Annotated in this window: 22 protein-coding genes and 1 pseudogene; 8 read left to right on the forward strand and 15 right to left on the reverse strand. The window is 61.5% G+C overall.

The window, feature by feature from the left end; translation table 11 throughout:
- Positions 1-2 precede the first annotated feature (2 nt).
- From IB246_RS19905 to tadA, 3 genes are all read left to right on the forward strand, one after another.
- A complete protein-coding gene (locus IB246_RS19905; RefSeq protein WP_008042402.1) occupies positions 3-293 on the forward strand; it encodes a PTS transporter subunit EIIB in 291 nt (96 codons plus the stop codon).
- Between the two features lie 125 nt (positions 294-418).
- Positions 419-1,795 (forward strand): multicopper oxidase family protein, encoded by a 1,377-nt coding sequence (locus tag IB246_RS19910; protein ID WP_008042400.1) that lies wholly within the window; start codon positions 419-421, stop codon positions 1,793-1,795.
- Positions 1,795-2,292 (forward strand): tRNA adenosine(34) deaminase TadA, encoded by a 498-nt coding sequence (gene tadA / locus IB246_RS19915; RefSeq protein ID WP_008042399.1) that lies wholly within the window; start codon positions 1,795-1,797, stop codon positions 2,290-2,292. Before IB246_RS19910 ends, tadA begins: the two co-directional genes overlap by 1 nt.
- Before the next feature lie 113 nt (positions 2,293-2,405).
- On the opposite strand, the gene cmoB is transcribed toward tadA, so the two are convergent.
- The 14 genes and pseudogenes from cmoB to IB246_RS19980 form a co-directional block, all read right to left on the reverse strand.
- Complete coding sequence (gene cmoB / locus IB246_RS19920; protein WP_008025566.1) at positions 2,406-3,362, reverse strand: tRNA 5-methoxyuridine(34)/uridine 5-oxyacetic acid(34) synthase CmoB; 957 nt, start codon at positions 3,360-3,362, stop codon at positions 2,406-2,408.
- Positions 3,359-4,138: a carboxy-S-adenosyl-L-methionine synthase CmoA gene (gene cmoA, locus IB246_RS19925; RefSeq protein WP_177318187.1), complete on the reverse strand. Its 780-nt coding sequence runs from the start codon at positions 4,136-4,138 to the stop codon at positions 3,359-3,361. The genes cmoB and cmoA overlap by 4 nt, the downstream gene beginning before the upstream one ends.
- 152 nt (positions 4,139-4,290) lie before the next feature.
- A complete protein-coding gene (locus IB246_RS19930; RefSeq protein ID WP_008042398.1) occupies positions 4,291-4,926 on the reverse strand; it encodes a lysoplasmalogenase in 636 nt (211 codons plus the stop codon).
- A gap of 2 nt (positions 4,927-4,928) precedes the next feature.
- Positions 4,929-5,321, reverse strand: coding sequence for a protease inhibitor I42 family protein (locus IB246_RS19935; protein WP_008042397.1), 393 nt, complete (start codon positions 5,319-5,321; stop codon positions 4,929-4,931).
- A gap of 218 nt (positions 5,322-5,539) precedes the next feature.
- A pseudogene (locus IB246_RS29105) lies at positions 5,540-5,670 on the reverse strand (S16 family serine protease); the annotation flags it as partial.
- Between the two features lie 102 nt (positions 5,671-5,772).
- On the reverse strand, positions 5,773-6,354 hold the full coding sequence (locus IB246_RS19940) for a hypothetical protein (protein WP_192230157.1): 582 nt from the start codon (positions 6,352-6,354) through the stop codon (positions 5,773-5,775).
- A 115-nt stretch (positions 6,355-6,469) separates the two neighbouring features.
- Positions 6,470-8,887 carry an endopeptidase La gene (lon, locus tag IB246_RS19945; protein WP_008042395.1) on the reverse strand — a complete coding sequence of 806 codons (2,418 nt, stop codon included), beginning with the start codon at positions 8,885-8,887 and terminating at the stop codon, positions 6,470-6,472.
- A 233-nt stretch (positions 8,888-9,120) separates the two neighbouring features.
- Entirely contained in the window at positions 9,121-10,836 is a 1,716-nt protein-coding gene (nagE, locus tag IB246_RS19950) for an N-acetylglucosamine-specific PTS transporter subunit IIBC (RefSeq protein WP_008042393.1), read from the reverse strand.
- Between the two features lie 33 nt (positions 10,837-10,869).
- On the reverse strand, positions 10,870-13,386 hold the full coding sequence (ptsP, locus tag IB246_RS19955) for a phosphoenolpyruvate--protein phosphotransferase (protein WP_008042392.1): 2,517 nt from the start codon (positions 13,384-13,386) through the stop codon (positions 10,870-10,872).
- 163 nt (positions 13,387-13,549) lie between these two features.
- The gene (locus tag IB246_RS19960; protein ID WP_008042390.1) at positions 13,550-14,572 is read right to left on the reverse strand and encodes an SIS domain-containing protein; all 1,023 of its coding nucleotides are present in this window, start codon (positions 14,570-14,572) and stop codon (positions 13,550-13,552) included.
- Positions 14,553-15,659, reverse strand: coding sequence for an N-acetylglucosamine-6-phosphate deacetylase (gene nagA / locus IB246_RS19965; protein WP_008042388.1), 1,107 nt, complete (start codon positions 15,657-15,659; stop codon positions 14,553-14,555). Before nagA ends, IB246_RS19960 begins: the two co-directional genes overlap by 20 nt.
- Positions 15,660-15,691: 32 nt before the next feature.
- Positions 15,692-16,423, reverse strand: a complete 732-nt coding sequence (locus IB246_RS19970; RefSeq protein WP_008042387.1) for a GntR family transcriptional regulator — start codon at positions 16,421-16,423, stop codon at positions 15,692-15,694.
- A gap of 292 nt (positions 16,424-16,715) precedes the next feature.
- The gene (locus IB246_RS19975) at positions 16,716-17,219 is read right to left on the reverse strand and encodes a L,D-transpeptidase family protein (RefSeq protein ID WP_008025576.1); all 504 of its coding nucleotides are present in this window, start codon (positions 17,217-17,219) and stop codon (positions 16,716-16,718) included.
- Positions 17,220-17,270: 51 nt separating this feature from the next.
- Positions 17,271-17,822: an NUDIX hydrolase gene (locus IB246_RS19980; RefSeq protein WP_008042386.1), complete on the reverse strand. Its 552-nt coding sequence runs from the start codon at positions 17,820-17,822 to the stop codon at positions 17,271-17,273.
- 147 nt (positions 17,823-17,969) lie between these two features.
- Between IB246_RS19980 and IB246_RS19985 the strand changes: the two genes are divergently transcribed.
- The 5 genes from IB246_RS19985 (at position 17,970) to purT (ending at position 21,281) form a co-directional block, all read left to right on the forward strand.
- Positions 17,970-18,569 carry a CoA pyrophosphatase gene (locus tag IB246_RS19985; protein WP_008042385.1) on the forward strand — a complete coding sequence of 200 codons (600 nt, stop codon included), beginning with the start codon at positions 17,970-17,972 and terminating at the stop codon, positions 18,567-18,569.
- Positions 18,570-18,623: 54 nt separating this feature from the next.
- Complete coding sequence (locus IB246_RS19990) at positions 18,624-19,148, forward strand: gamma carbonic anhydrase family protein (RefSeq protein WP_008025583.1); 525 nt, start codon at positions 18,624-18,626, stop codon at positions 19,146-19,148.
- Positions 19,145-19,360, forward strand: coding sequence for a DUF1289 domain-containing protein (locus IB246_RS19995; protein ID WP_008042384.1), 216 nt, complete (start codon positions 19,145-19,147; stop codon positions 19,358-19,360). The genes IB246_RS19990 and IB246_RS19995 overlap by 4 nt, the downstream gene beginning before the upstream one ends.
- A 171-nt stretch (positions 19,361-19,531) precedes the next feature.
- Complete coding sequence (locus IB246_RS20000) at positions 19,532-19,999, forward strand: VUT family protein (protein WP_008042383.1); 468 nt, start codon at positions 19,532-19,534, stop codon at positions 19,997-19,999.
- Positions 20,000-20,099: 100 nt separating this feature from the next.
- A complete protein-coding gene (purT, locus tag IB246_RS20005) occupies positions 20,100-21,281 on the forward strand; it encodes a formate-dependent phosphoribosylglycinamide formyltransferase (protein ID WP_008042382.1) in 1,182 nt (393 codons plus the stop codon).
- 114 nt (positions 21,282-21,395) lie between these two features.
- On the opposite strand, the gene IB246_RS20010 is transcribed toward purT, so the two are convergent.
- Positions 21,396-22,712 (reverse strand): MFS transporter, encoded by a 1,317-nt coding sequence (locus IB246_RS20010; RefSeq protein ID WP_008042381.1) that lies wholly within the window; start codon positions 22,710-22,712, stop codon positions 21,396-21,398.
- Positions 22,713-22,903 lie beyond the last annotated feature (191 nt).

Here is a 22,903-nt window from a genome sequence, read left to right on the forward strand (position 1 = left end):
ACATGTTCGAGAAAATGCAGCGAGCGTTCTGGAAAGCCTTGACGCCGGATCTGATCGTGGATGAACCGAAGGTGGCTGCGCCATCGGCGCCTGGCCTGGCAGCGAATGTGGTGGCTGCGTTGGGTGGTGTGGATAACCTCAAGTCGCAGCAGCCTGTGGCGCTGACCCGGGTTCGGGTGGAATTGCGCGATGTGGGGCGGATGAATCGACAGGCTTTGAATCTGGCAGGTGTGCCAGGCGTCATGATGCTGGAGGGCGGCGTGGTGCACCTGATCACCGGCCTTCAGCCATAACCGATCCTTCGCCACAGATAATGTGCGTCTCTCGGTCGCCCTTACCGTTTCTCAACCGCAGGTGTATCGTATTCGCCTTTTCCAGGTCCCCGGACCTGTCGCTGATACGTGAGGTAGTTGAGTTCATGTCCTTTACCCGTCGCCAAATCCTCGGTGGCCTGGCCGGTCTTGTTGTCGTTGGCGTCGGTGCGGGGGGCGCGTCGCGTTACTGGCTGGGCAAGATGGCCGACGCCGATGCGGGCCACGACTATGAGCTGATTGCGGCGCCGCTGGACGTCGAACTGGTGGCCGGGCACAAGACCCAAGCCTGGGCGTTCGGCCCGTCGGCGCCGGGCACCGAGTTGCGCGTGCGTCAGGGCGAATGGCTGCGGGTGCGGTTCATCAACCACTTGCCGGTGGCGACCACCATTCACTGGCACGGCATCCGCCTGCCGCTGGAAATGGATGGAGTGCCCTACGTCTCGCAGCTGCCGGTGCTGCCGGGTGAATACTTCGACTACAAATTCCGCGTGCCCGATGCCGGCAGCTATTGGTATCACCCGCATGTGAACAGCAGCGAAGAACTGGGCCGTGGTCTGGTGGGATCGCTGATTGTCGAAGAGCGCGAGCCGACCGGTTTCAAGTACGAGAAAACCTTGAGCCTCAAGAGCTGGCATGTCGACGAGGTGGGCAATTTCGTCGAGTTCAGCATTCCCCGGGAAGCGGCCCGGGGCGGCACGGCGGGGCGTCTGGCGACGATCAACGGTGTGCCGCAAGCGGTCATCGATTTGCCGGCCGGGCAGATCACCCGCGTGCGCCTGCTCAATCTCGATAACACCTTGACCTATCGCCTCAACATTCCCGGTGTCGAGGCGCAGATCTACGCGTTGGACGGCAATCCCGTCGAGCCGCGTCCATTGGGCAAGGAATACTGGCTCGGGCCGGGCATGCGCATTTGCCTGGCAATCAAGGCACCTGCGGCCGGTGAAGAATTATCCCTGCGCAACGGCCCGGTACGTTTGGGCACGTTCCGCTCTGTGGCGAACACCGATGCCCCAACCGAGTGGCCGCCCGCGCTGCCCGCCAACCCGGTGGCCGAGCCGGACCTGGCCAATGCCGAGAAACTCAACTTCAATTTCGAATGGGTCGGCTCGGTTTCGGTGAACGTCGACAACGGCCGGCCGCCGAGCCTGTGGCAGATTAACGGCAAGGCCTGGGACATCACCGACAAGACCTGCGCCGACCGCCCGATTGCCAAGCTCGAGAAGGGCAAAAGCTACATTTTCGAATTGAAGAACATGACTCAGTACCAGCACCCGATTCACCTGCATGGCATGAGCTTCAAGGTCATTGCCTCGAACCGGCACAAGGTCATCCCGTATTTCACCGACACCTATTTGCTGGGCAAGAACGAGCGGGCGCAAGTGGCGCTGGTGGCGGATAACCCTGGGGTGTGGATGTTCCATTGCCATGTGATCGACCACATGGAAACCGGCCTGATGGCCGCGATCGAGGTGGCGTGATGCGTCAGATTCGTCCCGCCGCGATCATCGACCGCAGCCGTGATCGCGACTTCATGCGCGAAGCGCTGGCGCTGGCCGCACAAGGCGCTGCGCTGGGTGAAGTGCCGGTGGGCGCGGTGTTGGTGCAGGACGGTGAAATCATCGGCCGTGGCTTCAATTGCCCGATCAGCGGCAACGACCCGAGCGCGCATGCCGAGATGGTCGCGATCCGCGCGGCGGCATTGGCCGCCAGTAATTACCGTTTACCCGGCAGTACGCTGTACGTGACGCTTGAGCCGTGCAGCATGTGCGCCGGACTGATCGTGCATTCGCGCATTGCGCGGGTGGTGTACGGCGCGCTGGAGCCCAAGGCGGGGATTGTGCAGAGTCAGGGGCAGTTCTTTACCCAGGGCTTTTTGAATCACCGGGTGCTGTATGAAGGTGGGGTGTTGGCCGAGGAATGCGGGGCGGTGCTCAGCGAATTCTTCAAGGCCCGGCGCGCCAAACCCGCAGACTAGAGGCGACAATGAAGCAGCCTTCGCGGGCAAGCCTCGCTCCTACGGGGTTGTGTCGTACGCCAATTCCGCGACCGACGCATAACCTGTAGGAGCGAGGCTTGCCCGCGAAGCTTTTACTTACGGGCGACGATGACGGCACGCATCGGCGCCGGCAACCCTTCAATCGTCTTGCTGTGATCCTCGGGATCGAGGAAATCACTCAACGACTGATACTTCATCCACTCCGTCCCGCGCTGTTCCTCGACGGTCGTCACGCTGACATCCACGCACTTCACGTCTGTGAAACCGGCACGCCGCAACCAAAGCATCAGTGCCGGCACCGATGGCAGGAACCACACGTTACGCATCTGCGCATAACGATCTTCCGGCACCAGCACCTGCTGCTGATCGCCTTCGATCACCAGCGTCTCCAGCACCAGTTCGCCGCCCTTGACCAGGCAATCCTTCAGCGCCAACAGATGCTCGATCGGCGAGCGGCGGTGGTAGAACACGCCCATGGAAAACACCGTGTCGAAGCCTTCGAGTTCCGGTGGCAGGTCTTCAAAAGGAAACGGCAGGTGCCAGGCATTCGGCTCGGACAAATAGCGCTGAACCGCCTGGAACTGACAGAAGAACAGCCAGTTCGGGTCGACGCCGATCACGCTGTCCGCGCCGGCGCCGAGCATGCGCCACATGTAGTAACCATTGCCGCAGCCGACATCGAGGATGCGTTTGCCCTTCAGGTCCAGATGCGGCGCGACTCGCGACCATTTCCAGTCCGAACGCCATTCGGTGTCGACATGCACGCCGAACAGATCGAACGGGCCCTTGCGCCACGGCGACAACCCCATCAATGCGGTACGCATTTGCGCGCGGGTCTCAGCGTCGCAATCGGTGTCCAGGGTCAGGCCATTCAGCAGGTCGACTTCACTCGGCTGGATTTTTGGCAAGGCGTCCAGCGCACTCTGCCAGCGCTCGAGGTCGCCGTGACCCTTTTCCATTTTCTTGTCGAGTTGCGCTTGCAGGGTGTTGGCCCATTCGGCCAGCGGTGTACCGGCCAGACGGCGGGCGAGGGGGGACAGATCAATCATGGCAAGGCAATCAACGAGGCAAAGTTAAGACACTGGAACCACGGCACGACTTTCGAGAACCCGGCGGCCAACAGGCGCTCGCGGTGTTCTTCGAGGCTGTCGGGCTTCATGACGTTTTCGATGGCGCTGCGCTTCTGGGCGATTTCCAGTTCGCTGTAGCCGTTGGCGCGTTTGAAGGCAACGTGCAGGTCGGTGAGCAGCGCGTGTTCTTCGGGGTCGTTGAAGCGCAGCTTTTCGGAGAGGATCAACGCACCGCCGGGAAGCAGCGACTGGCGGATGCGACTCAGCAACGCGGTGCGCTGCTCGGGGGCAATGAATTGCAGTGTGAAGTTCAGCGCCACCACGGAGGCTGGCTGAAAGTCGAGGGCGAGGATGTCGCCTTCGATCACTTCCACCGGCAGCAACTCCTGGAACATCGAATCCTGACCGTTGAGGTATTCGCGGCAGCGTTCGACCATCGCCGCCGAGTTATCCACAGCGATGACGCGGCAGCCATCGGTGCGCACGTGACGGCGCAACGCCTGGGTCACGGCACCGAGGGACGAGCCGAGGTCGTAGAGCACGCTGTTGGGCTGAGCGAATTGCGCGGCGAGCACGCCGAGGTTTTCGACAATGGTCGGATAACCTGGCACCGAGCGCTTGATCATGTCCGGGAACACCCGCACCACGTCCTCGTTAAAGGCGAAGTCGGGCACCTGGGCCAAAGGCTGGGCGAAAAGGCGATCGGGTTCTTTGCTCACGGCGGTTCCAGCGGCGTATGTGGAAAAGGCCGGCATTTTAGCCAACTTGGCGCGGGGATGCGCGGGTTGTCTGATAAAGCGGTGGGCAGGCTTTTAGATATTCGTGTTCAGGGACATTGCTTCGCGAGCAGGCTCGCTCCTACAGGGATTGCGCTGTACCTGTGGGAGCGAGCCTGCTCGCGATGAGTTCAGCGCGGTTTGGTGCCGAACGCCGACGCCGCAATCCCCCATTGCCCCAGCCAGTAACTGAGGATGATGACGTAAGGCGCGGCATGAAACGGCGCAACAAACCGATTGATACCAATCACGCTATCTGAAAACACAAACGCCAACGCACCCGCCGCCGCCAGCAGCGCAGAGCGCTTCGGTACATCGGTGCCCAGGCGAGCCAGTGCCCGCCAAAGCATGGCGCTGATGGCCAGGCCGTAGACAATCACCGGGATCAGCAGGGGGCCCAAACCATTGGCAATCAAAATCCCCAACAGCACCGCGCCGACGCCCAGCGCGAGGATCAACGGCAGCACCGCCAACCGCCGGCAATCACTCAAATAAGCTTTCAGATAGGCAAGGTGCGCGACCAAAAACGCCCCGAGGCCGAACACAAACAAATCCCCCGGCCACGCGAGCAAGACATCGCCGAGCAGGGAAAAGATCAAGCCCAGGCTGATCCAGCGTCGATATTCGCTGGGCGGCGCATCGTGCAGCCAGCCGAGCAAGGCCAGCACGGGCAACGGTTTGACCAGCAGGCAGAGCAGCGCGGCGTGCACGCTCAGGCCGTAAAGAAAGGTCACCGCGCCCATCAGCGCCAGAATCAGCCAGCCCATGATCAGTTAACCGAGATCGCGCAGTCGAAGGTTTCCACCGCCGGCACTTCCGGCGCCCAGGGTTGTTGCGAGGTCAGGCGCAAGCGCCCCGAACCGGCCGCGAACGCCTGAAAGCGCCAGGTCGACACACCGGCTGCGCCCACGACACCGGCATCTTCCGGGTTTCGATAAACTTCTGGCCCCAGAGCGCGTAATACGCCACCGGCCGAATCCTGGATCGCCCAGCGGTAACCCGTGGTCGGGTTGCTCGGCAGGGACAGGATCAGGTTTTGCCCGTTGTGCAGTTGCACGGGGCATTCGCTTTGTTTTTCCACGGTCACGTTCTGTTTCGGTTGCGTGGCGCACGCGGCCAGCAAGGCGAGGGCGAAGGGGACAAACAGGCGGGTGGGGGACATGGGGGCAGTGGCTCCGGCATTCACGACGAACGGCGAGCATAACTGAAGATGAGACAAATTGTGACGGCCTGGGGAGTGATGTTGGCCGTGCAGGCGCCATCGCCGGCAAGCCGGCTCCTACAGGGGATTTGTGCCGCTCACATTTTTTGTGGCTGACACCCATACTTTGTAGGAGCCGGCTTGCCGGCGATGGCGATCTTGCAGGCGCTACATGATTATCAGAACAACACCTTCGCCACATCCGCAAACCGCTTGGCAAAATGCACGGTAATCCCTTCCTTCAGATAATCCGGAACTCATCAAAACTCCCACGGTTAGGCTCCGGCAGAATCAATTCAAAGATCTTCTGCCACAGATTTTCAGCTATACCCGCTATGCACTTTTCTGCTTTTTTACGGAGCAAAAGCAGAGTCACTTTATGATGATGGGCAAGTCGTGAGTCCAGTTCGACTCATGTGTTTTTCCATGATTGTTTGTTATTGTTTGTTATTGTTTGCATGGCCTTCAGTACATAAGAACCAGGGGTCAGCGCCCAGTTGGGTGTTGCCTTCCAATAACCGCCGCCATCAGAATAAATACTGGTTTTGTATGTGCCAATGGGTAATGGACTTACCTTGATCAGTTCGATGTCGACCCGAGCCCTTAAGGGGAATGCATTTCCTTGGATAGTTTGCTCGATCAGAGGAAGTGACTCTCCCTCAAGAGGTTTGGTTATTTCTGGTCGATCAAGCAGTTTTTGGTAATTTACTTTTTCGGTTGGTTCGGATATTTCTTCTGGCCAATACCGTCGTTGCCTTACACGAATCCAAGCTTGCATAGGTGTATTAAGTCCTGCTGCTTCGGGTGTAAAACTCCACGTCCCGTCCTGTTTTACCTCGGTCATGGGTTTCCAATTGTCTTCAGTCCAAAAACTGAAGTTCAGCTCAATGAAGGCGAGCGGTTCGCCTACCCCGTTCATTACCAGTTTTTCAACCTTATCCCCCTCTTTAGGACTCAAGATAGTCGGAGGGGCTAATTGCGTTTTTGCTTCCATGATTGCTCTCACTTTAATGAGGATATGAGCAACCGTTTTATCAGGGCAGGGAAATGAATCCACCTGTCAGAAGTGTCAGCTCCGACAGGTGGTCGTTGTGCAGTGAGGCGATGAATTAAAACAACACCTTCGCCACATCCGCAAAGCGCTTGGCAAAATGCACGGTAATCCCTTCCTTCAGATAATCCGGCAATTCATCAAAACTCCCGCGATTCGGCTCCGGCAGAATCAATTCAAAAATCTTCTGCCGCCGCGCCGCAATCACCTTCTCGCGCACTCCGCCAATCGGCAAAACATGCCCGGTCAGCGTCAGTTCGCCGGTCATGGCCACGCCTTTTTTCGGCGGCTGATTACGTGCCAGCGAGAGCAAGGCGCTGGCCATCGTCACGCCGGCGCTCGGGCCGTCTTTCGGGGTGGCGCCTTCCGGTACGTGCAGGTGGACGAAAGCCTCGTCGAAGAACTTCGGATCGCCGCCAAACGACTTCAGATTCGAGCTGACGTAGCTGTAGGCAATTTCCGCCGACTCCTTCATCACGTCACCCAATTGCCCGGTGAGTTTGAAACCACGGTTGAGCGTGTGAATCCGCGTCGCTTCAATCGGCAGTGTCGCGCCGCCCATGCTGGTCCAGGCCAGCCCGGTGATCACGCCGGTACCGGACAGCACTTGCTCGTTGCGGAACACCGGGTGGCCGAGTGAGGCTTCGAGGTCTTTCGGGCCGAGCTTGATCACCGCTTTTGGCTCGTCGATCAACTTCATCACCGCCTTGCGCACCAGTTTGCCCAGTTGTTTTTCCAACTGCCGCACCCCGGCTTCACGGGCGTAACCGTCGATCAGCGCCTTCAACGCGGTGTCGCTGATGCTCAGGCTGCCTTTCGACACGCCCGCCTTCTCAAGCTGCTTGGGCCACAGATGACGTTTGGCGATGGCGATTTTTTCTTCGGTGATGTAACCCGACAGGCGAATCACTTCCATCCGGTCCAGCAACGGGCCGGGGATTGAATCGAGGGTGTTGGCGGTGCAGACGAACAGCACTTTCGACAGGTCCAGACGCAGGTCCAGGTAATGGTCGAGGAATTCGACGTTCTGTTCCGGGTCGAGGGTTTCCAGCAGCGCCGAGGCCGGATCGCCCTGGTAGCTCTGGCCCATCTTGTCGATTTCGTCGAGCATGATCACCGGGTTCATCACTTCGACGTCTTTCAACGCTTGCACGAGTTTGCCCGGCATCGCACCAATGTAGGTGCGGCGGTGGCCCTTGATCTCGGCTTCGTCGCGCATGCCGCCGAGGCTGAAACGATAGAACGGTCGGCCAAGGGATTCGGCGATGGACTTGCCGACGCTGGTTTTACCCACGCCCGGCGGACCGACCAGCAGCACGATGGAACCGCTGATCTCGCCTTTATAGGCTCCGACCGCGAGGAACTCGAGGATGCGGTCCTTGATGTCGTCGAGACCGGCGTGGTGCTTGTCCAGCACCTTGCGGGCGTGCTTGAGGTCGAGTTTGTCCTCGCCATACACGCCCCACGGCACCGAGGTCGCCCAGTCGAGGTAGTTGCGGGTGACCGCGTACTCCGGTGAACCGGTCTCGAGGATCGAGAGCTTGTTCATTTCCTCTTCGATGCGTTTCTGCGCCTGCGTCGACAACACCTTGCCGACCAGGCGCTGTTCGAACTGCTCGATGTCGGCGCTGCGGTCATCCTTGGTCAGGCCCAGCTCTTGCTGGATGACTTTTAACTGTTCTTTGAGGAAAAACTCGCGCTGATGCTCGCCGATCTTGCGGTTAACTTCGGCGGAAATTTCTTTTTGCAGGCGCGCGACTTCAACTTCCTTGCGCAGCATCGGCAGGACTTTTTCCATGCGCTTGAGCATCGGCACGCAGTCGAGCACTTCTTGCAGCTCGCTGCCGGTCGCCGACGTCAGGGCGGCGGCGAAGTCGGTCAGCGGCGACGGATCGTTGGGGCTGAAGCGGTTGAGGTAGTTCTTCAGCTCTTCGCTGTACAGCGGGTTGAGCGGCAGCAGTTCCTTGATCGCGTTGATCAGCGCCATGCCGTAGGCCTTGACCTCGTCGGTCGGCTCGGTGGGCTGGTGCGGGTACTCGACTTCCACCAGGTACGGCGGGCGATGGTGCTTGAGCCAGGTCTTGAGGCGTACGCGGGTCAGGCCCTGGGCGACGAATTGCAGTTTGCCGTTTTCGCGGCTGGCGTGGTGCACCTTGACCAGCGTGCCATAGAGCGGCAGGGCCGAGGTGTCGAAATGGCGCGGGTCTTCCTGGGGCGTGTCCATGTAGAACAGGGCCAGGGAGTGGTGATCGGATTTGCTCACCAGATCCAGCGTTTCAGCCCACGGTTCTTCATTGACGATCACCGGCAGCACTTGGGCCGGGAAGAACGGGCGGTTGTGGATCGGGATGATGTAGACCTTGTCCGGCAGGTTCTGGCCGGGCAGGGCGAGGCCTTTGCCGGTGGAGTGGTGCGGGGCGTTTTCGGGGTCGGCGTAGTCGCTCGGGTCTTCGGGGAATTCTTGCTGGTCGCTCATGGGGCACCTGCGCAATGGGGTATGGGTCTTAGATGGGGCAGGTGGGGGGTGGTTTCAATGGTCGGGGGTGTTTCATGATGTGCGTTCAGGTTTTCGACAGGGTTGGGGATTTTTGGCGTTTGTGCGGCCTCATCGCTGGCAGCCAGCTCCTACAGGGTATGCGTAACCTTTGTAGGAGCTGCGATGCGGCGACCCGACTTGCCAGCGATAGCGGATGGTCAGGCACTGCAGAGCTAAACCTTGGCACTCACCTCACTGCGATTGACCAACGCCTCCAGCGCATCGGTCAGACTCGGCGCCTTGTCGCCGACCAACAGATGCCAGATGCCACCGTCCAGTTGACTGACCCCCTGGCAACCCAACGCCTTCAAATCACATTCCGACAGGGCCTTGCCGTCGGCCAGTTGCAGGCGAATCCGGGTCATGGCGACGCAATCCATCTGCAAGACGTTTTCCCCACCACCCAACGCATTCAGCCAGCGCTGTGCTTGCGGGTGCTCCACTGCAGCGGGGGCAGGCGTATCAATCGCAGCCGCCGGTGTCGACACCGCCGCACGACCCAGTGCCGGCATCGCCAGGCGGATTTCATCGGCAATGCTGTCGGCCATCGGCCCGACCACTACCTGCAAACTCCCGCCCTTGCCCGGACGCACCACAGCCATAGCGCCCAGTGCTTTGAGCTCGGCATCGTTGGCCTTGTTGCGATCCACCATGTCCAGTCGCAGTCGTGTGGTGCAGGCACCGACGGTGAGCAAATTCTGCGCACCGCCCAGCGCCTTGATGTACGCCCCGGCCCGTTGGTTTTCTGCCACTCGCGCTTTCTCGGCCGTGGTCACCTCTTCACGCCCCGGCGTCTTCAGGTTGAACCGGCGAATGCAGAAATCGAACACCGTGTAATAAATCACCGCATAGGCCAGGCCCACCGGGATCACTCGCCACCCATTAGTGGATTTCCCCCAGCCGAGAATCATGTCGATGAAGCCGCCGGAGAAGGTGAAACCGAGGTGGATGTTCAGCAGGTTGGTGACTGCCATCGACAGCCCCGTCAGCAGCGCGTGCAGCAGATACAGCAGCGGCGCGAGAAACATGAAGGCGAATTCGATCGGCTCGGTCACCCCAGTCAGGAACGAGGTCAGGGCCATCGACAGGAAGATCCCGCCCATCACTTTGCGCCGTTCCGGCAACGCATTGCGGTACATCGCCAGGCACGCCGCTGGCAGGCCGAAGAGCATCACCGGGAACATGCCGGTAGTGAATTGGCCGCCCTTGGGGTCACCGGCGAAGTAGCGCGAGATATCGCCGGTCACCAGTGCGCCCGTGGCCGGGTCAGTGAAGTTGCCGAAGACGAACCACGCCATGTTGTTGATGATGTGGTGCAGGCCGGTCACGATCAGCAGGCGGTTGAGCACGCCGAAAATGAAGGCGCCCACACTGCCGCTTTCCAGCATCAATACGCCGAAGCTGTTGATGCCGTGCTGGATCGGCGGCCAGATCAGGCCGAACACCACGCCCAGGCCGACTGCGGCGAACCCGGTGATGATCGGCACAAAGCGCCGGCCGCCGAAGAACGCCAGGTATTCCGGGAGCTTGATGTCTTTGAAACGGTTGTACAGCGCGCCGGCCATCAAGCCGCTGACGATCCCCGCGAGCATGCCCATGTTGATGCTCGCGTCGAGCACCTTGAGGGTGGAGATCATCACCAGGTAGCCAATCACACCAGCGAGGCCGGCGGTGCCATTGTTGTCCTTGGCGAAGCCGACCGCGATGCCGATGGCGAAAATCATCGCCAGGTTGGCAAAGATGACCTGACCGGCATCGTGGATGATCGCGATGTCCAGCAGGTCGGTGTCGCCCAGGCGCAGCAGCAACCCGGCAATCGGCAGGATCGCGATCGGCAGCATCAGCGCACGGCCGAGGCGCTGCAGGCCTTCGATGAAGTATTGGTACATGGCGGATCTCCCTGGATTCTTGTTATTAGTTGTTCAGCTCAGAGGCCAATGTTGATGACAGGCGTGACGCACCGCGCTGGCGCTGCTCAGCTTGAGCAGGCCGTGGCTGATGCGTCGGCATTCGCTGGCGTCGAGGTGGCGCACGCGGTCCTTGATTTCGCCGACTTGCACCGGGCTGACCGACAACTCGCTGACGCCCAGGCCAATCAGGACCGGCGTCGCCAGCGGATCGGAGGCGAGCGCGCCGCACACGCCGACCCAGCGGCCATGCACGGCGGCACCGGCGCAGGTCTGGGCGATCAGCCGCAGCAGCGCCGGGTGCATGGCATCGACCCGCGACGCGAGGCCGGCGTGGTCGCGGTCCATCGCCAGGGTGTACTGGGACAAATCGTTGGTGCCGATGGACAGGAAGTCCGCGTGTTCGGCCAGTTGCTCGGCCAGCAACGCGGCGGCCGGGACTTCGATCATCACCCCCAGCTCCGGGCGCTCGCTGACACCGAGCTCCGCGCACAAGGCCTCGAGACGCTGGCGGACGTGCAACAGCTCGTCGACTTCGGTGACCATCGGCAGCAGGATCCGGCAGCGTGACAACGGGCTGACGTGCAGCAGGGCGCGCAGTTGCTGATCGAGAATTTCCGGACGGGCCTGAGCCAGGCGAATCCCGCGCAAGCCGAGCACCGGATTGGCCTCGGCCGGCAATGGCAGGTAATCGAGCTGCTTGTCGCCGCCGACGTCGATGGTGCGGATAATCACCGACTTGTCGCCCATGGCGTCGAGCACCGCTTGATAGGCGACACGCTGCTCCTCTTCGTCCGGCGCAGTGTGGCGGTCGACGAACAGGAACTCGGTGCGCAGCAGGCCGACGCCATCGGCGCCGTTGGCCAGCGCATCGGCCGCCTCAGCGCTGGAGGCGACATTGGCGGCGACTTCGATCTGCACCCCGTCGAGCGTCAGCGCCTGGGTATGCGCCTGAGATTGTTGCAGCGCTCGACGTTGCTGGTGGTCCCGTTGCGCCTGATGCACGTCGGCCATGCGCTGGGCAGAAGGCACGAGTTCGAGACGCCCACCGTCGGCATCCAGCACCACCGCCTGGCCCTGTTGCTGATCCAGCAGCGCCAACCCCAGCGCGACCATGCACGGCAAGCCTTTGCCGCGAGCGAGAATTGCCACGTGGGATGTCGCGCCGCCCTCGGCCATGCACAGCCCGGCGACCCCTTGCTGGCTGAGTTGCAGCAAGTCGGACGGGGTCAGTTCATGCGCGGCGACGATGGCGCCAGCCGGCACGTCGTAGTGCCAGCGCTCACCGAGTAGCGCGCGCAACACCCGTTGCTTGAGGTCGCGCAAGTCGTTGGCGCGTTCGGCCAGCAATGGGCTGCCGAGTTGCTGCAACACGTCGCATTGCACGTCGATCGATTGGCTCCAGGCGTGAGTCGCGGCCACGCCCCGGTCGATGGCGGCGTGCGCTGCATCCAACAGCGCCGGGTCCTCGAGCAGGGCGAGGTGCGCGGCGAAGATCGCTTCTTCGTCGGTGTCCTTGTGCTTCCTGGCTTGGGCCAGCGTGGTGTCGATTTCGCGGCGTACGATATTCAGCGCGGTATCCAGGGCTTGGTGCTGTTGCTCTGGAACGTGGTTGCCGGCGTCCTCCGGCAGGCTGATCGCGTTCAAGCGAAATAGCGGTCCGCCGACCAGGCCGGGCGCGGCGCACACACCATGAAGCACACCCGCTTCGGCTGCACGCCCACGCTGGGCAATCGGTGTTGGCGCGATGGCGTGACTGTCTTCGGTCAGCGCGGTGGACAATGCCGTCAACAACGCTTGCAGCGCCGCTTCGGCATCCGTGCCCTGACAGCTGACCTGAACCTCGTCCTGCTCACCGATGGCCAGCCCCATCAGCCCGATCAGGCTGTCGCAGCGCGCCGATTTGCCGGCGAAGTGCAGCTGTGATTTGCTTTTGAAACCTTGTGCGGTCTGGCGGATCAGCGCTGCCGGCCGGGCGTGTAAACCACCCCGATGGGCGATACGGATGTGGCCGACAAACGCTTCCCCGGACAGGTCCGCTTCTGCCTGCGCGCCAGACGCCTGCCGACGAATGATGTGCAGCAACGGTTCGCCGACCTTCACCGATTTCAGCGTGATTGGCCGCGCCTGAAAGTCCTCGCTGTTGGTCAGGATCATCAGGCTGACAAGGCTTTTGCACTGCTGCGCGACCTTGTCCAGGTCATAGCGCAGCAGTGGCTGGCCATTGGCGACGCGCGCCCCTTCCTTGACCAGCATCGAGAACCCGTTGCCCTGCAGCTCGACGGTGTCCAGGCCCAGGTGCAGCAGCAATTCGGCGCCGTTGTCGGCGCGCAAGGTGATGGCATGGCCGGTGCGGGCGACGTGTACCACGACGCCGGCGCACGGCGCGTGCAGGGTATCGTTCAGCGGATCGATGGCGATCCCGTCGCCCATCGCGCCGCTGGCGAACACCGGGTCCGGGACTTTGGCGAGTGTGAGCACCGGGCCGCTGAGCGGGGCGCTGAGGGTCAGCTCTTTATTATTGTTGTGCATGGCTCGGTCTCATCAAAAAACAACAGTTCGTATCAACGCCGTCCCCTGCAGGAGCCGAGCTTGCTCGCGAAGGCGGCATTTCAGCCGCAGATGATGCGTCGGATGTACCAACGTCTTCGCGAGCAAGCTCGGCTCCTGCAGGGGGATGCATTCACCATTCGAATCAATGCGTTCGCGTGACTTTGCTCAGGTGCCGTGGCTGGTCCGGGTCCATGCCGCGCGCCACCGCCAGACCGGCGGCCATGACGTAGAAACTCTGGATCGCCAGAATCGGATCGAGGGCCGGGTGTTCGGCGCGGGTCAGGGTGAGGTCTCGTTCGGCGATGTCATCCGGCGCGGCCAGCAATACGCGGGCACCCCGCAGACGCATGTCGGATGCGAGACTGATCAGGCCCGCCTGCTCGGCACCGCGTGGGGCGAACACCAGCAGCGGATAGTGCTCGTCGATCAACGCCATCGGGCCGTGACGGACTTCGGCGCTGCTGAAGGCTTCGGCCTGAATCACCGAGGTTTCCTTGAATTTGAGCGCCGCTTCCTGGGCGATAGCGAAGCCGGCGCCACGGCCGATCACCATCAAGCGCTGGCAATCGCGCAGGGCATCGATGGCCAGGCTCCAGTCCTGCTGCGCCGCTTCGCGCAGACCTTCCGGCAAGGCGTGGCCGGCTTCGAGCAATTGCTCGTCTTCTTTCCAGTGCGCGATCAGGCGGGCGCTGGCGCTGAGGGTGGCGATAAAACTCTTGGTCGCGGCGACGCTGCTTTCCGTCCCCGCGCACAGCGGCAGGCTGAATTCGCACGCGGCTTCCAGCGGCGAACTTTCGGCGTTGACCATGGAAATGCTCAAGGCGCCGCGTTTGCGCAACAGACGCAGGCTGTTCACCAGATCCGGGCTTTGCCCTGATTGCGAGAAGGCAAACGCCACCTGACCGCTGACCTTCAACGGCGCTTGTTGCATGGTCACCACCGACATCGGCAGCGACGCCACGGGAATCCCCAGTTGCTGCATGGTCAGGTAGGCGAAGTAGCTGGCGGCATGGTCGGAACTGCCGCGTGCGACGGTCATCGCCACTTGCGGCGGCTGACGGCGCAGACGCCCGGCAATCTCGATCATCTGCGGGTCGAGTTGCTGCAACTGCGCCTGCACGGCTTCGAACGAGGACAGCGCCTCTTCAAGCATTTTTGAAGTCAATGTCTTCTCCTTCGACCATGACGGCGGTCAGTGTGAGTGAGCGATCCAGCCGCACGCAGTCGGCCCAGGCGCCGGGTTGCAGGCGTCCGCGTTCGGTGATGCCGAGGTAGTCGGCGGGGAATTGCGAAAGACGTTGCGAAGCCTCGGCGATCGGCAAACCGATCTTCACCAGGTTGCGCAACGCCTGATCCATGGTCAGCGTGCTGCCGGCCAGGGTGCCGTCGGCCAGGCGCACGCCGCCCAGGCATTTGGTCACCGTGTGGCTACCTAGCTTGTATTCACCGTCCGGCATGCCGGCGGCGGCAGTGGAGTCGGTAACGCAATACAGGCACGGTATCGAGCGCAGGGCTACGCGCATCGCACCGGGGTGCACATGCAGCAAGTCCGGAATCAGTTCCGCGTATTTCGCATGCGCCAACGCTGCGCCGACGATGCCAGGCTCGCGATGATGCAGCGGGCTCATGGCGTTGTAGAGGTGGGTAAAACTGCTCGCGCCGGCGGCCAGTGCGGCCACACCTTCCTCGTAACTGCCAAGGGTGTGGCCGATCTGCATGCGCACGCCGCGCGCACTGAGGGCGCGGATCAGGGCATCGTGGCCGGCGATTTCCGGGGCGATGGTGATGACCCGGATCGGCGCCAGGGCCAGGTATTCCTCGACTTCGGTCATCAACGCGGTATGGGCGAAATTCGGTTGCGCGCCAAGTTTGCCGGGGTTGATGTACGGGCCTTCCAGGTGCACACCGAGCACGCGGGCGCTGCCGCTCGGGCGTTGTTCGCAGAACTCGCCGACGGCTTTGAGCACACTGGAAATCTCTTCGCTCGGCGCGGTCATGGTGGTCGCCAGCAACGAGGTGGTGCCGAAACGCACGTGGGTTCGGGTGATGGTTTCGAAGGCGGTCGCGCCTTCCATGATGTCTTTGCCACCGCCGCCGTGAACGTGCAGGTCGATGAAACCGGGCAATAAGTAAGGCAGGTCGTTGTCTGCCGGATCGCACGGCACGCCTTCGATCGACAGGACCTTGCCGTGTTCGTGAATCAGCCGGCCGCGTATCCAGCCGCCGGCGGTGAGGATGTTGTCTTCGGACATGATGGGGTCTCGGTTCTTAGCGGCGAAGCTCTTTATCTACGCAGCTCTGCGACAAAGTCGTAGTAGTCGTTGCGGCAATAGGTGTCGGTGACTTCGATCGGCGTGTTGTCTTCGAGGTAGCCGACCCGGGTCATCAGCAACATGGCGGTGCCGGGGGCGATGCCGACCAGTGCGGCGAATTCGTCCGAGGCGTTGATCGCCTGGATGTGCTGCAAGGCGCGGACCACCGGTTTGCCGATGCCGTCGAGGTATTCGTAGAGGGAATCGCCCACCGCTTGCGGCTTGGGAATGATCGAGGCGGGCAGGGTGCTCATCTCGATTGCCATTACCGTGTCGTCGGCTTTGCGCAGGCGTTTGAGCCGGGCAACCTTGTCGTTTGGCGACAGGCCGAGGCGAATCAGTTCTTCGTGGGTCGGTGGGGTGATTTCCCGTTCCAGCCATTGCGAGCCGGGGACGAAACCTTTCAGCCGCAGCATCTCGCTGAACCCCGAGAGGCGTGACAGCGGTTGTTCCAGGCGCGGGGTGATGAAGGTGCCGGACCCTTGATTGCGCCGGATCAAGCCTTGATCGAACAGCACTTCCAACGCCTTGCGGGCGGTGACGCGGGAGATGCCCAGTATTTCGCTGAGGTTGCGTTCCGACGGCATCGCCTGCTCGGCTTTCCACTGGCCGGCGTGGATCGCCGCTTCCAGATTACGCGCCAGTTGCAGGTACAGCGGCGTGGGTTGGGTGTCGTCAGGGCGCAGGGCCTGGAGGTCATTCATGTTGGGTGTCCGATGCGGATATTGGAGTGTTGTCGCCCGGTAGTGCAGCGGAAACTAATACCACTTGAATACCATGTCAATGAGACCACTTTGTTGTTGGCGCGGGAAAACCTGCCTTTGCGGATGGCATACAGGGTTGTTGGTTTTAAGTGGTATTAGCGGAGAGGGCGTTGCAAGCAAAAAACGCAGCGTTTGGCAGTGCCTGCGGGTGGGAGTGGTATCAACCCAGCAGGCGCCGCCAAAGGCTGCGATCTTTAGAATTTATTTTGTGACAGGCGACCGAAGGTCGGTGTTACGGGCGGATTTCGATCATCGTGCCGTCCGGCACCAGGCCCCATACCTCGCGCATGTCCATGTTGCGCATGGCGATGCAGCCGTCGGTCCAGTCCAGGGTGTGGAACAGGTTTTCAGGGTTTTCTTCGGTGTCCGGCGTGCCGTGGATCATGATCATGCCACCGGGCTCGACGCCTTCGCGCCGGGCGCGCGCGGAGTCGCTGATGTTCGGGTAGGAGATGTGCATCGCCAGGTTGAATTTATCGCTGACCTTGCGCCAGTCCAGCCAATAGAAACCTTCAGGCGTGCGTTTGTCACCTTCCATCAGCTTCGGCCCCTTGGGGCGTTTGCCCAGGGAGATGCGATAGGTCTTCAGCGGCTTGCCGTCGTTGATCAATTGCAATTGGTGGGCGGACTTGAGAACCAGGACTTTGTCGATGACTTTGCCGTCCAGCGTTTCCGCTACGGAAGCCTGGGAGATAGCGACGAACGACAAGCAAAACAGGGCAAGCAACCAGCGCATTGAAACGATATCCCTAAGAGGTGTCGCGGCTATTTTATTTATAGATGTTTTTTAAGTGATGGCAGGCTGAGCAAGCGGCGGGATCGACTCGGATCGCACGGGGTAGACCTCGGTCCGCCGGTCAGCGAAGAAGCATTCTAAGGTACGGCCCACCGTGCGGAAAGCCAGGTCGGACCACGGGATGTCGGCTTCGTCGAAAAGTGCCACTTCCAGACTCTCGGGACCGGCGGAAAAATCCAGGTCCACCAGCTCTGCGCGAAAGAACACATGCACCTGACTGATGTGCGGCACATCGATCAATGTATAGATGCTCAAGTTGCGCACCCGCGCGCAGGCTTCTTCGGCGGTCTCGCGAATGGCCGCCTGCTCGATGGTTTCACCGTTCTCCATGAAACCGGCGGGCAGGGTCCAGTAACCGAGCCGTGGCTCGATGGCGCGCCGGCACAGCAACACTTTCGAGCCCCAGGTCGCCACGCAGCCGGCGACGATATTGGGGTTCTGGTAGTGAATCGCCTGACAGCTGTCACAGACAAAACGCAGACGCGAATCGCCTTCGGGAATGCGCTGGGTGACCGGGTTGCCGCACTGACTGCAAAATTTCATGCTTGGGTTCCTGAATGCTGCGCCTATCTTGGCGTGCGGCGGTGTCTGTCGGCAAGTTGTCGTTTAGCGACACTCCGCAGTTCGGGGGGTTGGGCGGTCGGTGTGATTGGTGCATGATGCGAAGTAGCGAATAAATCGAGAAGACTCATGCTGGACGAGCTACTGCATCGAGTAAGCAACCACACCCCACGCACACTGGAAACCGACAAGCGTTTCCCGGAGGCCGCGGTTCTGGTGCCCATCACTCGCAGTGATGAACCGGAACTGGTTCTGACCCTGCGCGCCAGCGGGCTCTCGACCCATGGCGGCGAAGTGGCCTTCCCCGGCGGACGCCGCGACCCGGAAGACCCGGACCTGATTTTCACCGCGCTACGCGAGGCCGAAGAAGAAATCGGCCTGCCGCCGGGGCTGGTCGAAGTGATCGGGCCGTTGAGCCCGCTGATTTCCCTGCACGGCATCAAGGTCACGCCTTATGTCGGCGTGATCCCGGATTTTGTCGAGTACCTGGCCAACGACGCGGAGATCGCTGCGGTGTTCAGCGTTCCCCTGGAATTCTTCCGCAAGGACCCGCGTGAACATACCCATCGCATCGATTACCAGGGCCGCAGCTGGTACGTGCCGAGTTATCGTTATGGCGAATACAAGATCTGGGGTTTGACCGCGATCATGATCGTCGAGTTGATCAACTTGCTCTATGACGCCAAAATCAGCCTGCACCAGCCGCCCAAGAGTTTTATCAACACCTGAAGCCATCGCTCGTATGGCGTGAAGCCGCGGCTGCCTGAGCCTGAGGACAACACGATGAAATACCGCCTGGGCGACGCCCGCGTCGACACCCATCCGCAAAGCTGGGTTGCCCCCAACGCCGTGCTGGTGGGCAAGGTCAAACTGGAAGAGGGCGCCAACGTCTGGTTCAACGCCGTGCTGCGTGGCGACAACGAACTGATCCTGATCGGCAAGAACAGCAACGTCCAGGACGGCACCGTGATGCACACCGACATGGGCTACCCGCTGACCATCGGCACTGGCGTGACCATCGGCCACAACGCCATGCTCCACGGCTGCACCGTCGGTGACTACAGCCTGATCGGTATTAATGCAGTGATCCTCAACGGCGCAAAAATCGGCAAGAACTGCATCATCGGCGCCAACTCGCTGATCGGCGAAGGCAAGGAGATTCCGGACGGTTCGCTGGTCATGGGCTCGCCCGGCAAGGTGGTGCGCGAGCTGACCGAGCCGCAGAAAAAAATGCTCGAGGCCAGCGCTGCGCACTATGTGCATAACTCCCAGCGTTATGCCCGCGATCTGGCAGAGCAGGAAGAATGAACACGCCCGAACGTCCGGTGCTATCGCCCTGCGTGAATATCTGTGCGCTGGACGACGATGACATCTGCACCGGGTGCCAGCGCACCGTGGCGGAAATCACGGGCTGGAGCCGGATGGACAACGAAGAGCGGCGCAAGGTGTTGGGGTTGTGCCATGAGCGGGCGAAATCCAGTGGGTTGCTCTGGATGATCGGAGCTAAATCGGATAATTGAGGTGCGCCCTTCGCGGGCAAGCCTCGCTCCTACAGGGTGAGGGTTGAACCACAATTACGTGTTCGACGCAGATCCGTAGGAGCGAGGCTTGCCCGCGAAGGCATCAGCGCTGACACCACAACCTTCTCTGCAGTACTCTGTGCGCCAAATTGACAGGTACTCTCACGTCCCATGCTCTTCCTGATCGCCTACATCAGCAGCGTCGTGCTGATCAACTACGCCTTTTCCACCGCGCCGCACCTGGACATCATCTGGTCCGCTTGGGGCGGTTTGGTCTTCGTCCTGCGCGACATGGTGCAAACCCGTTTCGGCCACGGTGCAATCGCGGCAATGCTGGCAGCGCTGGTGCTGTCCTATGTCACCTCCGATCCGTCCATCGCCCTGGCCAGCGCCACCGCGTTCGCGGTCTCCGAATGCATCGACTGGCTGGTGTTCAGCATCACCAAACGCCCGCTGCACGACCGCCTGTGGATAAGTTCGGCCCTGAGCATTCCCCTCGATACCTTCATCTTCTTCGGCATGATCGACGCGTTCACCCCGGCCGTGATCCTCACCGCCATGGGCTCGAAGTTCGCCGGCGTGACCGTCGTGTGGCTGATCATGGCGTGGCGCTTGCGCAAACTGGCCATCGCCGGCTGAAGCCAAACCCTCAGGTTCATGTAAAATGCCGCGCTTTCTCCCCATGGGAAGCGTGCCAGGCACCGCGACCCTCGATGATCCGCTCCTTTGAGGACCTGAGATGACCCGTATCGGAACTCCATTGTCGCCAACCGCGACCCGCGTATTGATGTGTGGCTGTGGTGAGTTGGGCAAGGAAGTGGTGATCGAGCTGCAACGCCTGGGCGTTGAAGTGATTGCCGTTGACCGTTACGCCAACGCGCCGGCCATGCAAGTCGCTCACCGCAGCCACGTGATCAACATGCTCGACGGCGCCGCCCTGCGTGCCGTGATCGAAGCCGAGAAGCCGCACTTCATCGTGCCGGAAATCGAAGCCATCGCCACCGCGACCCTGGTCGAACTGGAAGCCGAAGGCTTCACCGTGATCCCGACCGCACGCGCCGCGCAACTGACCATGAACCGTGAAGGCATCCGTCGCCTGGCCGCTGAAGAGCTGGACCTGCCGACCTCGCCGTACCACTTTGCCGACACCTTCGAGGATTACAGCAAAGCCGTTCAGGACCTGGGCTTCCCGTGCGTGGTCAAGCCGGTGATGAGTTCGTCGGGCAAGGGCCAGAGCCTGCTGCGCAGCGTCGATGACGTGAAAACCGCGTGGGATTACGCGCAAGAAGGCGGTCGTGCCGGTAAAGGTCGGGTGATCGTCGAGGGCTTCATCGACTTCGATTACGAAATCACCTTGCTGACCGTGCGTCACGTCGGCGGCACCACGTTCTGCGCGCCGGTCGGTCACCGCCAGGAGAAGGGCGACTATCAGGAATCCTGGCAGCCACAAGCCATGAGCCCGGTTGCCCTGGCGGAATCCGAGCGTGTGGCCAAGGCGGTCACCGAAGCCTTGGGCGGTCGTGGTCTGTTTGGCGTCGAGCTGTTCATCAAAGGCGATCAGGTGTGGTTCAGCGAAGTCTCGCCACGCCCGCACGACACCGGCCTGGTGACCCTGATTTCTCAGGACCTGTCGCAGTTCGCACTGCACGCACGGGCCATTCTGGGGCTACCGATTCCGTTGATCCGTCAGTTCGCGCCTTCGGCTTCGGCGGTAATTCTGGTGGAAGGGCAGTCGACCCAGACGGCTTTCGCCAATCTCGGCGCGGCATTGAGCGAGCCGGACACGGCGTTGCGTCTGTTCGGCAAACCTGAAGTGAATGGTCAGCGCCGGATGGGTGTGGCGCTGGCGCGGGACGAGTCGATCGAGGCTGCCCGTGCTAAAGCGACCCGCGCTTCTCAGGCGGTCGTAGTCGAGCTGTAAACCGAGGCGCGGCTTTCGCGGGCAAGCCTCGCTCCTACAGGTTATTTGTCGAGCGAACCATTGTCGTTCGACGCGGACCTGTAGGAGCGAGGCTTGCCCGCGAAGCTTTTTCTATCAGGCCACCCGATTCAAATCGTTGTGACGCGTCTCTTTCAGGCACAGCACCGCAATCAAACTCAGCACCGCCGCCCCCGACACATACCCGCCGACGTAACTCAAACCGCCCATCGCCACCAGCTTCTGCGCAAAGAACGGCGCCGCCGAGGCTCCGACAATGCCGCCCAGGTTGTAGGCCGCTGACGCACCGGTATAACGCACGTGTGTCGGAAACAGCTCCGGCAGCAGCGCACCCATTGGCGCAAACGTCACGCCCATCAGAAACAGCTCGATGCACAGAAACAGCGCCACGCCCCAGGTCGAACCCTGGGTCAGCAGCGGTTCCATCAAGAACCCGGACAGAATCGCCAGCACGCCGCCGATGATCAGCACCGGTTTGCGCCCGTAACGGTCACTGGCCCAGGCTGACAATGGTGTCGCGGCGGCCATGAACAGCACCGCAAAACACAGCAGCGCGAGGAAGGTTTCGCGGGTGTAGCCTAGCGTCGACACGCCATAACTCAGTGAAAACACCGTCGAGATGTAGAACAGTGCGTAGCACACCACCATCGAACCGGCGCCCAGCAGCATCGGCGCCCAATACTGGCTGAACAGCTCGACCAGCGGGATCTTCACTCGCTCCTGACGGGCCATGGCATTGGCGAACACTGGGGTTTCGTGCAGCTTGAGGCGCACGTACAGGCCGACCATCACCAGCGCGGCGCTGAGCAGGAACGGGATCCGCCAGCCCCACGAACGGAACTGTTCGTCGTCCAGTGTCATTGCCAGCGTCAAAAACAGCCCGTTGGCCGCGAGAAAGCCGATCGACGGACCAAGCTGCGGGAACATGCCGAACCAGGCGCGCTTGCCCTTGGGCGCGTTTTCCGTCGCCAGCAATGCCGCGCCGCCCCATTCGCCGCCCAGGCCCAAACCCTGGCCGAAGCGCAGCACGCAGAGCAGGATCGGCGCCCAGGCCCCGATGCTGTCGTAACCCGGCAGCACGCCGATCAGCGTGGTGCACACGCCCATCAGCAGCAAAGAGGCAACCAGGGTCGATTTGCGCCCGATGCGGTCACCGAAGTGGCCGAACAGTGCCGAGCCCAGCGGCCTGGCGAGGAACGCGATGCCGAACGTGAGAAACGCCGAGAGCATCTGGGCCGTACCGGAGGTCTGCGGAAAAAACACCGGACCGATCACCAGCGCTGCGGCAGTGGCGTACACGTAGAAGTCGTAGAACTCGATGGCGGTGCCGATGAAACTCGCGGTCGCCACGCGGGTGGCGGAGTTCGTCGGTTGCGCAGGCGTGGTTTCTGAATAGGTCGTGCTGGTAGTCATGCGGTAATCCCTGACAGTCATGTGCCCCAGTGGAGCGAATTATTATGGTCGAACACCCAGGGATGTGGGTTTGATGCGGGGGTGCGGGTAGCACGGGGGTGGGGCGGGGCTTGGGTAAGCGGGCTCGATTATGCCACGGCCGGAAATGCTTTTTGTAGGAGCCGGCTTGCCGGCGATGGCGTCCTTGAGAT

The organism is Pseudomonas sp. PDM01 (genome assembly GCF_014852325.1).
Lineage (GTDB): Bacteria > Pseudomonadota > Gammaproteobacteria > Pseudomonadales > Pseudomonadaceae > Aquipseudomonas > Aquipseudomonas migulae.